Origin of the sequence: Paraburkholderia sp. RHO2 (genome assembly GCF_050955445.1) — a bacterium.
In the GTDB taxonomy this organism is placed as follows: Bacteria; Actinomycetota; Actinomycetes; order Mycobacteriales; family Mycobacteriaceae; genus Prescottella; species Prescottella agglutinans_A.
Genome location: NZ_CP162617.1, coordinates 3,409,033 through 3,422,319, shown reverse-complemented (window position 1 = coordinate 3,422,319; position 13,287 = coordinate 3,409,033). Strand labels below are relative to the sequence as shown.

The window sequence follows — 13,287 nt, the reverse complement described above, 5'->3', positions numbered from 1 at the left end:
TGGACTCTCGTGCAGCAGCGGACATCGAACACCCACCGGCGCCGCCTGGGCGTGATGGGTGGCACCTTCGACCCGATCCACCACGGGCACCTCGTCGCCGCCAGTGAGGTCGCGGATCGGTTCGACCTCGACGAGGTGATCTTCGTCCCCACCGGTCAGCCGTGGCAGAAGGATGACCGCGAGGTCAGCCCGGCCGAGGACCGCTACCTGATGACGGTGATCGCCACCGCGTCGAATCCGCGGTTCGCGGTGAGCCGCGTCGACATCGACCGCGGCAAGGTCACTTACACGGTGGACACGCTGCGCGACCTGCGCGCCCAGCACCCCGACGCGGAGCTGTACTTCATCACGGGCGCCGACGCGCTCGAGAGCATCCTGTCGTGGCAGGACTGGGAGGAGCTGTTCGCACTCGCGAAGTTCGTCGGCGTCTCCCGCCCCGGGTACGAGCTGCACACCGAGCATCTCTCGTCCCACCTCGACCGGCTCCCGCTCGACGCCGTGACGCTGATCGAGATCCCGGCCCTGGCGATCTCGTCGACCGAGTGCCGCCTGCGGGCGGCCGAACACCGGCCGGTCTGGTACCTCGTGCCGGACGGCGTGGTGCAGTACATCAGCAAGCGCAACCTGTACCGGCCGCACGGGACGGCGCGGCTCGACGGTGAGGCGACGATGTCCGAGCCGGTCCCGGCGCGACAGGCGCCGACCGAACCTTCACAATCTTCAGTACAAGCAGAACCGGGAGAACACTGAGTGAGCGCATCGAACGAGGCCATCGCCATGGCACGCACCGCCGCACTGGCGGCCGACGAGAAGTTGGCCTCCGACGTGGTGGTGTTGGACGTCTCGGAGCAGCTCGTGATCACGGACTGCTTCGTCATCGCGTCCGCGCCCAACGAGCGTCAGGTCAACGCGATCGTCGAGAACATCGAGGACAAGCTGCGCGAGACCGGGCACAAGCCGGTGCGTCGTGAGGGCACCCGTGAGGGGCGGTGGGCGCTGCTCGACTACGTCGACATCGTCGTCCACGTCCAGCACACCGACGAGCGCAACTTCTACGCGCTGGACCGGCTGTGGAAGGACTGCCCGGAGGTCCCGGTGGAGGGCATCGAGCCGCGGCAGCTGCCGATCGATACGGACCCGGTCGACGACGCGGGGGAGCCGGAGCTGTGACGGCGGCCGCGGCGCTGCCCGCGGTCCGGCGTCTGATCCTGCTGCGGCACGGGCAGACCGAGTACAACGCGACGGATCGGATGCAGGGTCAGCTCGACACCGACCTGTCCGATCTGGGCCGTACGCAGGCCAAGAATGTCGCGCAGGCCCTGGCCGACAAGCGGCCGTTCGCGATCGTGTCGTCCGATCTGCGGCGCGCGTACGACACGGCGCTCGCGCTCGGCGACCACGTCGGGTTGTCGGTGGAGACGGACAGCCGGCTGCGCGAGACGCACCTCGGGGAGTGGCAGGGTCTCACCCACGGCGACGTGGACGTGCTGTCGCCCGGCGCGCGGGTCCGATGGCGCACCGACGCCGAATGGGCGCCGCCGGCCGGGGAGAGCCGCATCGACGTGGCCGAGCGCAGCCTGCCGGTCGTGCAGGAACTGCTCGCGCGGCACGAGAACTGGGGCTCGGATCCGTTGGTGCTCGTCGCACACGGCGGCCTCATCGCCGCGCTCACCGCGCGGCTGCTCGACCTGCCGGTGGATCGGTGGCCGGTGCTCGGAGGACTCGGGAACACCAGCTGGGTGCAGCTCAGCGGACATGGGGAGGGACCAGAACCGGTATGGCGATTGGATGTGTGGAACGCGTCGTCGAGCGTAGCGAGCGACGTGCTCTGACGGTGGTGCCGTCGTGACGTCCCCCGACGGCGAGGCCGTCGCGACGTCCGCCGAAACGCAGCAGCCCGTCCTGCTCGTGGTCGCGGATTCGCTGGCGTACTACGGGCCCAAGGGTGGGCTCCCGGCCGACCATCCGCGGATCTGGCCGAGCCTCGTGGCGAAGGAACTGGGCTGGCGCGTGGAACTCGTCGCGCGCATCGGCTGGACCAGTCGGGACGCGTGGTGGGCGATCACCCAGGACCCGCGGGTGTGGGCGGCGGTGCCGCAGGCCGGTGCCGTGGTGTTCGCGGTCGGCGGCATGGATTCTCTGCCGTCCCCGCTGCCGACGGCGCTGCGTGAGCAGCTGCGCTACATCCGTCCGCCGGCGCTGCGGCGCGTGGTGCGCTCCGGCTACCAGTGGCTGCAGCCGCGGCTGTCGAAGCTCGGCCGTCCGGTGGCGCTGCCGCCGAAACTGTCGGTCGAGTACCTCGAGAGTTGCCGGGACGCACTCGCCGCGATCCGGCCGGACCTGCCGGTGATCGGCACGTATCCCTCGGTGCACCGCTGCGACGCGTACGCACAGGTACACACCGGGCGCGGCCCGGCGGTGCGCGCGCTCGAGGCGTGGTCGGCCGAGAAGGGCGTTCCGATGGTCGATCTCGCGGCCGCGGTGCGCGAGAACATCTTCTCCGACCGCGCCAACCCGGACGGCATCCACTGGGGCTGGGACGCGCACGAGGAGGTCGCGGCGGCGATGATCGACGCGATCAAGAACGTCCGTCGCACTGCAGCCCCCGCCGAGAGCGAAATAGGGTAGGGGCGTGCCTGTCGTCGTCGTCACCGACTCCTCCGCCTGCCTGTCACCCGAGCTGGTGGACAGGCTCGGCATCCGCGTCGTGCCACTGCACGTGCTCCACGACGGGCACGACTATCGAGACGGTGTCGACGACGTCCCGGACGGGCTGTCCGGGGTGACCACGTCGGGGGCGTCGCCCGGTGAGCTCGGCGATGCCTACGCGGCCGCGCTGGCCGACAGCGGCGGTGACGGTGTCGTCGCCGTGCACATCTCCCGGCAGCTGTCGGGGACGTGGGAGGCCGGTCGTCGGGCGGCGGAGACGTTGGGGGAGAAGGTGCGCGTCGTCGACTCCGCGTCGACCGGCATGGGCCTCGGTTTTCCGGCGCTCGCCGCGGCCCGGGTTGCGCGTGCCGGGGGCCGGCTCGAGGCGGTGTACCAGAAGGCCGTCGAGGTGGCCGCCCGCGGGCGCACCCTGATCGTCGTCGACCGACTGGACCATCTGCGGCGTGGCGGGCGGATCGGCACGGCCGCGGCGCTGCTCGGCACGGCGCTGGCGATGAAGCCGGTGCTGCACCTGGTCGACGGCAAGCTGGTGCTGCGGGAGAAGACCCGCACGTCGACGAAGGCCCTGGCCAAGTTGGTCGACGCGGCCGTCGAACAGGTCGGCGCGGAACCGACGGCCGTCGCCGTGCAGCACCTGGACGCGCCCCAGCGCGCGGAAGAGGTTGCCGCGCAATTGAAAGAACGCATCCCCGCGGTCACCGAGATGGTCGTCACCGGGATCGGCAGCGTGCTCGGCGTGCACGTCGGCCCGGGCGCGGTCGGTGTCGTGGTGTGCCCGGGCGGTGCGGATGCCCAGGACCCGTCCGGGGATTCATCCACAGCCCGCGATTGATCCACAGACTTCTTCCCTGACGCGCTCGCGGGCGGTCCTGCGTCGTCCTCGGCCCCTACGGTCGGCGCCATGGGTACCGATCAGGATCGAGCGAGGGTGCGGAGCCGGCTCGCGGCGGCGTCCACCATGCCGACGCCGATGCGTCCCGGCGTTCGCGACGCCGTCGATGACGACGACACTCCGACGTGGGCGCCGGGATGGCTGTCCGATCAGGACGATTCACGGGACGACCCGGACGGCCTGCGGGATTCGCCGCGGCGGTGGGGGACACGACTGAACCCGGGACGACGCGGGGCGGCCGCCCTCGTCGTGGTCGGGGTGGTCGCGGCCGGCATCGCGGCGGTGTCGGTGTGGCGGGATCGCCCCACCGCGCAGGCGGTTCCGCCGCTGCCGGCCGTGGAGGTCCGGGAGCAGGACGCCGGGGCGGTGGATCCCTCCGCGCCGCCGGCTCCTCGAGGGGTGCCTGCAGAACCTGACACGCAACTCGTCGTCAGTGTCGTGGGACTGGTCAACCAGGCGGGGCTGGTGCGCCTGCCGGCCGGGTCTCGGATCGCCGACGCGCTCGCGGCCGCGGGCGGTCCGCGGCCCGGCGCCGATGTGCTGGGGCTCAACATGGCCGAGAAGGTCGACGACGGTGACCAGATCCTCGTCGGGGTGGTGCCGCCCGACGGCGGGCCCACCACCGTCGGCAGCGCCCGCGTGGGATCGGGGACGGGGGTGCCCGACGGCGCCGGTGCCCCCGCGAAGGCGGCGGGGAAGGTGGACCTGAACACCGCCGCGGAGGCGGACCTGGACGCGCTGCCCGGTGTCGGGCCGGTCACGGCGGCCGCCATCGTGGCGTGGCGGCAGACCAACGGCAAGTTCACCGACGTCGAGCAGTTGGGCGAGGTGGACGGCATCGGACCCGCCCGGCTCGCGAAACTGCGCGACCTGGTGACGGTGTGACGCGGTGAGCCCACCCGTGACCGACAGGGATCGTCCGCGCGATCTGCGTCTCGTGCCGTCGGCGGCGATGTGTTGGGCGGCGACGACGGTCGGGATGCTCGCCGGATCGCGGGCCGCCGCGGTCCTCGGCGTCGGGCTGGTCGGGCTGGGCATGGCGTCCGGGGTCGCCGTGGTGTGGGGACGCCGCCGCGCTGCGTCGCCGATCGTGATCGGGGTCGGTGCGGCGGCTGTGGCGGCCGCCTTCCTCGGTGCGGGATTCGCCGCGGCCATCGCCGTGCGCGCCCACGCCCTCGCCGTCCACCCGCTCGCCGAGAAAGTCACCACGGGCTCCTCGGCCACGCTGACCGTGGTCCTCGACGATGGTCCGAAGCCGTTGCGCAGTACCGGTTTCGGAGGCGGTCGGCAGCTGATGATCCGAGCGTCGCTGCGGTCCGTGACGGACGCCGGGGGCACGACCGACGTGGGCGGCTCGGTGCTGGTGTTCGCCGATGCGCCGCAGTGGGAAAACCTGCTGCCCGGCCAGCAGGTGACGCTGCGCGGACGACTCGCGGCGCCCGAGCGCAGCGATCTCACGGTCGCGGTGGTGCGGGCCACGGGCCCGCCGGGCCGCGTCGACCCACCCCCCACGATCCAACGCTGGGCCGGCGTTCTCCGCGAGCGGTTGGCGTCCGCGGCCGCCTCGGCATTGCCGCCCGACCAGGCTGGGCTGCTGCCCGGTCTCGTCGTCGGCGACACGTCCGGGCTGCCGCAGGAGACGAAGGACGCGTTCACCGCGGCCGGACTCTCGCACCTCACTGCCGTGTCCGGCGCGAACGTCTCGATCGTGCTCGGGGCCGTCTTGCTGCTGGTCCGCGGAGCCGGGATCGGTCCCCGCACCGGGGCTGCACTGGCCGGGGTGGCCCTGGCCGCCTTCGTCGTCGTCGCCCGGCCGTCGCCCAGCGTGCTGCGCGCCGCCGCGATGGGAAGCGTCGCCCTGCTGGCATTGGTGACCGGTCGTCGCAGACAGGCGATCCCCGCGCTGGCCGGTTCCGTGATCGTGCTCCTTGCGTTGTTCCCGTCGCTTGCGGTCGATTTCGGATTCGCGCTGTCGGTGGCCGCGACCGCCGGGCTGGTCGTGGTCTCGCCGGTCCTGGTGGACCGGTTGCGCGCGCGGGGCTGGCCGCGGTGGCTGGCGGAGATGTGCGCCGTGGCCGTCGCGGCGTTCGTCGTCACGGCGCCGCTGGTGGCAGCCATGTCGGGCACCGTCAGCGTCGTGTCGATCGTCGCGAACATCGTCGTCGCCCCGGTCGTCGCGCCGATCACGGTCGTCGGCGCCGTGACCGCGGTCCTCGCCGCGGTGTGGGCGCCGGCCGCAGCGCTTGTCGTGCGGATCGCGGGTCCGCCGCTGTGGTGGCTGCTCGAGGTCGCCGACCGGGCGGCGGCCGTCCCGGGCGCGACGGTGGCGGTCGGCAACGGGCTGGCGGGCGCGGTTCTGGTCGCGGTGGGTCTGGCGGTCGTGGCGGTCGCGGCGCGGTATCGGTGGTCGCGCCGGATCCTGCTGGCAGTCGTGATCGGTGCGGCCGCAGTCTGGGTGCCGACCCGGGTGTACTCGCCGGGGTGGCCGGCCGACGGTTGGTCGTTCGTCGCGTGCGACGTCGGGCAGGGCGACGGCCTGGTCCTGTCGACCGGCGACGGCCGTGCCGTGGTGGTGGATGCGGGTCCCGATCCAGGACCGATGGACCGCTGCCTCCGACGCCTCGGCGTCGCCGAGATCGCGCTGGTGATCGTGACGCACCTGCACGCGGATCACTACGGGGGGCTCGACGGTGTGCTCGGCGGCCGTGCGGTGGGCGCGATCGCGATCGGCCCATCCGATCTGCCCGGCGGCGGGTCCCGGTTCGTGTCGTCAGCGGCGGCGCGCGCCGACGTCGCGTTGGTGCGTCTGGCGCCGGGGCGTGAGCTGACCATGGGACGACTGCGTCTGCAGGTGCTGGGTCCGCTGCTGCCGCCGCCGCGCACCGAGGAGGCGGCCGACGACGCAGCCAACGACACCTCACTGGTGATCAAGGCGCACACACCGGCCGGCACCATTCTCCTGACCGGTGACGTGGAGGAGGCTGGTCAGCGTGCGCTGCTCCGGTCGGGGGTGTCGTTGCGGGCCGACGTACTGAAGTTGCCGCACCACGGATCACGCACGACGGCACCGGAATTCATCGCCGCCGTGCGGCCGCGCCTCGCGGTGATCAGCGTCGGCGCCGACAACCCGTTCGGCCATCCCAATCCCGGCATCGTCGACCGCGTCACTGCGCTGGGGGCCGTGACGATGCGTACCGACACGGACGGCGACGTCGCGGTGATCCGATCCGGGTCCGGGGCACTTGCGGTGGTAGGGCGTTCGCATGGCACCATCGTCCGGTGAGCACCTCTACGCGACCCGATCCGCTCCACCTCGTCCTCGGCGACGAGGAGTTGTTGGTCGAGCGCGCGGTCGCGTCGGTGATCGGCACGGTGCGTGCCGCGGCCGGCCCGGCCGGCGAGGACATCCCCGTCTCGCGGCTGCGCGCCGGCGACGCGAGCGCCCCCGAGCTGGCCGAGCTGCTCAGTCCGTCGCTGTTCGCGGAGGACCGGGTGATCGTGCTCGAGGCGGCCGCGGAGGCCGGCAAGGACGCGGTCACCCTGGTGCAGGACGCCGCCGCGGACCTGCCCGAGGGTGTGGTGCTGGTCGTGCTGCACTCCGGTGCTGGCCGCGCCAAGGCGATGGCGGGTGTCCTGCAGAAGTCCGGCGCCACCGTGCACCAGTGCGCCAAGCTGAAGCCGGGCGAACGCGTGGACTTCGTGCGCGGCGAGTTCCGGGCCGCGGGCGTGCGCGTGTCCCCGGAGGTGATCGAACTGGTCGTCGAGGCCGTCGGATCCGACCTGCGTGAACTCGCGGCGGCCTGCTCGCAGTTGGTCGCCGACACCGGCGGGAAGATCGACGCCGGGGCGGTGCAGCGGTACTACTCCGGCAAGGCCGAGGTGTCGGGTTTCGACGTGGCGGACAAGGCGGTCGCTGGCGACCGGCGCGGTGCGATGGAAGCCCTCCGGTGGGCGATGCACCGCGGGGTGCCGCACGTTCTGCTCGCCGACGCGCTCGCCGACGCCGTGCACACGATCGCCCGGGTCGGTTCGGCCGGCCGCGGCGACCCGTTCCGGATGGCGTCCGAACTGGGCATGCCGCCGTGGAAGATCAAGAAGGCGCAGGGGCAGGCCCGGGGCTGGGATCCCGCGTCGATCGGCGAGGCCCTGCAGGTCGTCGCCAAGCTCAACGCCGATGTGAAGGGCCAGGCCGCGGACGCGGATTACGCCGTCGAGTGGGCGGTGCAGCGCGTCGCGTCGCTCCACGCCGGTCGCTGACCGCTGCACCGACGTCGGGCGACGGCCTCGCCTGTTTGGCTCGACCACCGGACCGCGACAAGAACTAGCCCCCCGATCGTGGATCGGGGGGCTAGTTCTACAGAGCTTGCGACGGTGGAACCGTCAGAAACTTGTCAGAGAGAGTTGGCGACCTTCGCGAGCGCCGACTTCTTGTTGGCAGCCTGGTTGGCGTGGATGACGCCCTTGCTGGCTGCCTTGTCGAGCTTGCGGCTGGTGGTGACGAGGAGCTCGCTGGCCTTGTCCTTGTCACCGGCTGCCGCGGCCTCGCGGAAGGAACGGATCGCCGTACGCAGCGAGGACTTGACCGACTGGTTGCGGAGTCGGTTGCGCTCGTTGGTGCGGATCCGCTTCACCTGGGACTTGATGTTGGCCACGCGTAAAATCCTGTCGTCTTTGCTGGTTTCTGTCGAAAAGCTCTGGGCACACGTATGTACCGACCGACGACACTACCAGCACCGGTGTCGCGATCTCAAACCGGCGGCCGACCGCTGCGCGGCGCGCGCCGTCGACGATCCGCCGCTCGGGCGCCGAGTCTGCAGCCTGCGGGCCGTTTTCGATCGGCGATCTACTCGGCCCACGGAACCGAAACTCGGACATACCGATTCGGAAGCCGACACGCTCCAAATCGCGCAAACAGACCAGCTTGTACGTAAAGTCCCGACCGACAGTGCACACAACAGCGGGTTCAGGAGGTGGATGTATGTCGACAGCACAGGAAATTGCGGAAAAGGAAGAGATTTCGGATCTCAAGAAGTACTTGGCGGAAGGTATCGGCACTTTCGTCCTGGTCTTCTCTGCGATCGGAACGGCGGTCTTCGCCGGGGCCAAGGTCGGACAGCTCGGGATCGCGCTCGCGTTCGGTCTGACGCTGATGTTCCTGGTGTACTCGATCGGTCCCATCTCGGGCTGCCACGTGAACCCGGCAGTGACCCTCGGCCACTTCATTCTCGGCCGGATCTCGGGCGCCAAGGCGGGCATCTACATGGGTGCCCAGGTGGTCGGCGGTCTCGTCGCCGGTCTGGCGGTGTACACGATCGCCCAGAGCCTGCCCACCTACAACCGTGCCGAGGACGGCCTCGCCGCCAACGGCTGGGGTGTGCACAGCCCCTCGGCGGAGACCGGCCCGCTGGGCCAGCTCGTGTTGCCGGGCTACGGCATCGGTGCCGCGATGACGGTGGAGATCCTGCTGACGGCGCTGCTGGTCTTCGTGGTGCTGGCATCGACCGACCAGCTGTCGGACGTTCCGCTCGCGGGTGTCTCGATCGGTTTCACGCTCGCGGTGATCCACCTGATCTCGATCCCGATCGACAACACGTCGGTCAACCCGGCCCGCAGCTTCGCGGTCGCGCCCTACCAGGACGGCGCGATGGCGCAGGTGTGGTTGTTCATCGTCTTCCCGTTGATCGGCGGCGCGTTGGGTGCGGTCATCTACCGCGCCCTCTTCGGACGCTTCAACCGACTCAACGACTGACGCGGCCAACGCGAGGGGCCCGGCACACGATCATCCGTGTGCCGGGCCCCTCGCGTTGTGCGGGTGCCGCTGTCAAGTCCAGCTGTACTGGGAGCGCAGGCGGTCGGCGACCGCGGTGAAGCGGTCGCGGTCGAGGATGGCGCCCTCGCGGCGGATGCCGGCCTCGGGGACGTCGAGCACCCGGTCCAGTCGCACCCAGCTGGGGCGGTTCTCGGCGTCCCAGGAACCGGCGCCCAGCGGCAGCCAGTTGCGGTCGTCGTCCCGCCCGCTCTTCGACGACAACATCAACCCCAGCAGCGTGTGCCCGTCGCGGCCGACGACCAGGACGGGGCGGTCCTTGCCCTGGCTCGGGTCGTCCTCGTAGGCGACCCACGTCCACACGATCTCGCCCGGATCGGCCTGACCGTCCAGGCTGGGCGCGTACTCGATCCGACGCGCGCGGTGGGCGGTGGGAGCGGAGCTGCGCGAGACCGGCCGGCCGGGCGCGACCGTGGGAGGCGGCGGCCCGGCCAGCGCTTCGGTCGCGCGTTTGACCGGCCCGGTGTTCTGAAGCTGCCGAAGCAGTTTCGGGCCCTGCTGGACGGCGAAGGTGCCGAGCTTCCTGCCGATACTGCCCCACGTGCTCGCCATGGCATCCGAGCTTAGTTGCGATGCGGGGTCCGGTTCGGGACGCCGATGCGGCGGGTGTCACAGCGATGTAACTCACGCGCCGGGAAATAGCGATGAATCGGAGACGGACTCGGTTCGACCGGGTCGTCGCGGAGGATTCCGAATCTCGGGGAGGATGGACTGAAATGCTTCATGAGGAAGGCGCTGCCGTACTTCTCGACGACCCGGCCCGATCGGATGGTCTTCCACGTCTTCGCTGACTGCCCGCGGGGAAGTCGCATCCCCGCGTTCGATCGTCGGTCGGGGCGAGGCCCGTCCGAGGTTCCGTACTCGCTGTGCGCATTGTGTCGGGTACTCGACGATTCGGTCGACGGGTGGGCATGCCGAGCCTGAGGTCGTAGTCGCCCGCGCGACCCTGGATGTGTACGCACTGCTCTGTCCAGGGGATGATGGGAGGGCACGGGACGCGGTCGATGCGATCATGGTGCGGGACCAGTGCGGGACGGGCGACCGGACCGGGTCGATGTCAGTGCGCGAGTGAGACGAGGGAATTGGGCTTGAGCAGCAACTTTGCGGAGAAGACGTTCACGGATCCATCGAAGATCCGGAACTTCTGCATCATCGCGCACATCGACCACGGCAAGTCGACGCTGGCCGACCGGATGCTGCAGCTCACCGGTGTCGTCGAGGAGCGTGCGATGCGCGCGCAGTACCTCGACCGCATGGACATCGAGCGCGAGCGCGGCATCACCATCAAGGCGCAGAATGTGCGGCTGCCGTGGACGGTCGAGAACGAGGACGGCACCACCGAAGAGATCGTCCTGCACCTGATCGACACGCCCGGCCACGTCGACTTCACGTACGAGGTGTCCCGCGCGCTCGAGGCCTGCGAGGGTGCGATCCTGCTCGTCGACGCCGCCCAGGGCATCGAGGCGCAGACCCTGGCCAACCTGTACCTGGCGATGGAGAAGGACCTCACCATCATCCCGGTGCTCAACAAGATCGACCTGCCCGCCGCCGACCCCGAGCGGTATGCCGCCGAGATCGCGCACATCGTGGGGTGCGAGCCCGAGGACGTGCTGAAGGTCTCCGGCAAGACCGGTGTCGGTGTGAAGGAACTGCTCGACGAGGTCGTCAAGCAGGTGCCCGCCCCGGAGGGCGACGCGGACGGTCCGGCGCGCGCGATGATCTTCGACTCCGTGTACGACGCGTACCGCGGCGTCGTCACCTACGTGCGTGTGGTCGACGGCAAGATCCGTCCCCGCGAGAAGATCACGATGATGTCGACCGGCACCACGCACGAACTGCTCGAGGTGGGAATCATCTCGCCCGAGCCCAAGGCCACCGCCGGCCTCGGTGTCGGGGAGGTCGGCTATCTGATCACCGGCGTCAAGGACGTGCGGCAGTCGAGGGTCGGCGACACGGTCACCACCGCGCGCAACGGCGCGTCCGAGCCGTTGACCGGATACCGCGACCCCAAGCCGATGGTCTACTCCGGCCTGTACCCGATGGACGGCTCTGACTATCCGGTGCTGCGCGACGCCCTGGACAAGCTGCGGCTCAACGATGCGGCGCTGGCCTACGAGCCGGAAACCTCGGTGGCCCTCGGCTTCGGCTTCCGTTGTGGCTTCCTGGGCCTGCTGCACATGGAGATCACCCGGGACCGGCTCGAGCGGGAGTTCGGCCTCGACCTGATCTCCACCGCCCCGAACGTGGTGTACCGAGTGGTGATGGAGGACGGCTCCGAGCACGAGGTCACCAACCCGTCGTACTGGCCGGAGGGCAAGGTGCGCGAGGTGTACGAGCCGATGGCCAAGTGCACCGTCATCGCGCCGAGCGAGTTCACCGGCGCGATCATGGAGCTGTGTCAGTCCCGACGCGGTGAGCTCGGTGGCATGGACTATCTCTCGGAGACTCGCGTCGAGCTGCGCTACACGCTGCCGATGGGCGAGATCATGTTCGACTTCTTCGACGCCCTCAAGTCGCGGACCAAGGGCTATGCGAGCCTCGACTACGAGGAGTCGGGTGAGCAGCAGGCCGCGCTGGTGAAGGTGGACATCCTGCTGCAGGGCGAGACCGTCGACGCGTTCAGTGCGATCGTGCACAAGGACGCCGCGTTCGCCTATGGCAACAAGATGACCACCAAGCTGCGCGAGCTGATCCCGCGTCAGCAGTTCGAGGTGCCGATCCAGGCCGCGATCGGCTCGAAGATCATTGCGCGCGAGAACATCCGCGCGATCCGTAAGGACGTCCTCGCCAAGTGCTACGGCGGCGACATCAGCCGTAAGCGCAAGCTGCTCGAGAAGCAGAAGGAGGGCAAGAAGCGGATGAAGACGATCGGTCGTGTCGAGGTCCCGCAGGAGGCGTTCGTCGCGGCGCTGTCGAACGAGTCGGTGGCGGACAAGCCCAAGGGCAAGTAGGAGGACACTCGATGATCGGCACCTGGTTGACCCGTGAGCTCGGGCTGGATGTGCCGATCTTCGGTGCCCCCATGGGTGGGCGCGCCGGCGGCCAGCTCGCCGGAGAGGTGACCCGGGCCGGCGGCCTGGGTCTGCTCGGTGCCGCCCGCTACGCCACCCCCGACTGGATCGCCGAGGAGTCCGCGATCGCCCGCGAGATCGGCGGCGGACTGCTCGGCATCGGGTTGATGACGTGGTCCCTCGATGTCGACGACACCCTGCTCGACGCAGCGCTCGCCGAGAAGCCGCGCGTGGTGTCGCTGTCGTTCGGGGACCCCGCGCCGTACATCGAGCGGGTCCACGCGGCCGGGGCGTTGGCCGTCTCACAGGTCAACACGGTCGACGACCTGCGGGTGGTCGAGCGGGCCGGGGTCGACTTCGTCATCGCGCAGGGCGGTGAGGCGGGCGGCCACACCGGACGCATCGGCATGCTGCCGCTGCTGCAGGAAGTGCTCGACGCGACGAGCCTGCCGGTGCTCGCGGCCGGCGGCATCGGCACCGGTCGTGGGTTGGCCGCCGTCATCGCCGCCGGCGCCGAGGGCGCGATGATCGGCACAGCGCTGCTCGCCAGCCCTGAGACGATCGGCCCCGCGTACGCGCGTGCCAAGCTGATCGAGGCCGGCAGCGCCGACACCGTCTACACGTCGGTGTTCGATCAGGCCCGCGATCAGCCGTGGCCCGCCCGCTGGGGCGGTCGCGCCCTCGCCAACGACTACACCGCGAAGTGGCACGCGCAGGGTGCCGACAACGAAACCCTCTCGGCTGCATACGATCCCGCCGACCCGAACCAGGGGGTCGTGTACGCGGGCGAGGTGGCCGGTCTGGTGACGTCGGAGCGCCCCGCCGGTGACGTGGTGCGGTCCATCGCTGTCGACGCGGAGCGCTTGCTCCGGCGGAGCTACTGACGA

Annotated in this window: 13 protein-coding genes; 11 read left to right on the top strand and 2 right to left on the bottom strand. The window is 70.4% G+C overall.

What is annotated here, in order from left to right; all coding sequences use genetic code 11:
• Positions 1–9 precede the first annotated feature (9 nt).
• The 8 genes from nadD to holA all read left to right on the top strand — a co-directional run bounded on the left by nadD (position 10) and on the right by holA (position 7,819).
• A complete protein-coding gene (gene nadD, locus ABTV10_RS15945; protein WP_499028404.1) occupies positions 10–750 on the top strand; it encodes a nicotinate-nucleotide adenylyltransferase in 741 nt (246 codons plus the stop codon).
• Complete coding sequence (gene rsfS, locus ABTV10_RS15940) at positions 751–1,170, top strand: ribosome silencing factor (RefSeq protein ID WP_499028402.1); 420 nt, start codon at positions 751–753, stop codon at positions 1,168–1,170.
• The gene (locus tag ABTV10_RS15935) at positions 1,167–1,832 is read left to right on the top strand and encodes a histidine phosphatase family protein (RefSeq protein ID WP_499028400.1); all 666 of its coding nucleotides are present in this window, start codon (positions 1,167–1,169) and stop codon (positions 1,830–1,832) included. The genes rsfS and ABTV10_RS15935 overlap by 4 nt, the downstream gene beginning before the upstream one ends.
• A 13-nt stretch (positions 1,833–1,845) precedes the next feature.
• Positions 1,846–2,628: a diglucosylglycerate octanoyltransferase gene (gene octT, locus ABTV10_RS15930; RefSeq protein ID WP_499028398.1), complete on the top strand. Its 783-nt coding sequence runs from the start codon at positions 1,846–1,848 to the stop codon at positions 2,626–2,628.
• A 4-nt stretch (positions 2,629–2,632) separates the two neighbouring features.
• Entirely contained in the window at positions 2,633–3,502 is an 870-nt protein-coding gene (locus tag ABTV10_RS15925; protein WP_499028396.1) for a DegV family protein, read from the top strand.
• A gap of 69 nt (positions 3,503–3,571) precedes the next feature.
• The gene (locus ABTV10_RS15920; RefSeq protein WP_499028393.1) at positions 3,572–4,447 is read left to right on the top strand and encodes a ComEA family DNA-binding protein; all 876 of its coding nucleotides are present in this window, start codon (positions 3,572–3,574) and stop codon (positions 4,445–4,447) included.
• 16 nt (positions 4,448–4,463) lie between these two features.
• A complete protein-coding gene (locus tag ABTV10_RS15915) occupies positions 4,464–6,845 on the top strand; it encodes a ComEC/Rec2 family competence protein (protein ID WP_499028391.1) in 2,382 nt (793 codons plus the stop codon).
• Positions 6,842–7,819, top strand: coding sequence for a DNA polymerase III subunit delta (gene holA, locus ABTV10_RS15910; protein ID WP_499028389.1), 978 nt, complete (start codon positions 6,842–6,844; stop codon positions 7,817–7,819). Before ABTV10_RS15915 ends, holA begins: the two co-directional genes overlap by 4 nt.
• Before the next feature lie 134 nt (positions 7,820–7,953).
• On the opposite strand, the gene rpsT is transcribed toward holA, so the two are convergent.
• Positions 7,954–8,214, bottom strand: coding sequence for a 30S ribosomal protein S20 (gene rpsT / locus ABTV10_RS15905; RefSeq protein WP_433605399.1), 261 nt, complete (start codon positions 8,212–8,214; stop codon positions 7,954–7,956).
• 326 nt (positions 8,215–8,540) lie between these two features.
• On the opposite strand from rpsT, the gene ABTV10_RS15900 reads away from it, so the two are divergent.
• Positions 8,541–9,311: an aquaporin gene (locus tag ABTV10_RS15900; protein WP_433605397.1), complete on the top strand. Its 771-nt coding sequence runs from the start codon at positions 8,541–8,543 to the stop codon at positions 9,309–9,311.
• A 72-nt stretch (positions 9,312–9,383) separates the two neighbouring features.
• Here ABTV10_RS15900 and ABTV10_RS15895 read toward each other — a convergent pair whose 3' ends face one another.
• Entirely contained in the window at positions 9,384–9,941 is a 558-nt protein-coding gene (locus ABTV10_RS15895; RefSeq protein ID WP_499028387.1) for a type II toxin-antitoxin system PemK/MazF family toxin, read from the bottom strand.
• A 536-nt stretch (positions 9,942–10,477) separates the two neighbouring features.
• Between ABTV10_RS15895 and lepA the strand changes: the two genes are divergently transcribed.
• Together lepA and ABTV10_RS15885 are read left to right on the top strand one after the other, a co-directional pair.
• Positions 10,478–12,340, top strand: coding sequence for a translation elongation factor 4 (lepA, locus tag ABTV10_RS15890; RefSeq protein ID WP_499028386.1), 1,863 nt, complete (start codon positions 10,478–10,480; stop codon positions 12,338–12,340).
• Positions 12,341–12,351: 11 nt separating this feature from the next.
• On the top strand, positions 12,352–13,284 hold the full coding sequence (locus ABTV10_RS15885) for an NAD(P)H-dependent flavin oxidoreductase (RefSeq protein WP_499028384.1): 933 nt from the start codon (positions 12,352–12,354) through the stop codon (positions 13,282–13,284).
• Positions 13,285–13,287: the final 3 nt, after the last annotated feature.

What these genes read in the sequence shown, in the direction of transcription:
- ABTV10_RS15900 (WP_433605397.1), top strand. Translation starts at nt 8,541, where the DNA reads ATGTCGACAGCACAGGAAATTGCGGAAAAGGAAGAGATTTCGGATCTC.
- ABTV10_RS15895 (WP_499028387.1), bottom strand. Translation starts at nt 9,941, where the DNA reads ATGGCGAGCACGTGGGGCAGTATCGGCAGGAAGCTCGGCACCTTCGCC.
- ABTV10_RS15920 (WP_499028393.1), top strand. Translation starts at nt 3,572, where the DNA reads ATGGGTACCGATCAGGATCGAGCGAGGGTGCGGAGCCGGCTCGCGGCG.
- ABTV10_RS15885 (WP_499028384.1), top strand. Translation starts at nt 12,352, where the DNA reads ATGATCGGCACCTGGTTGACCCGTGAGCTCGGGCTGGATGTGCCGATC.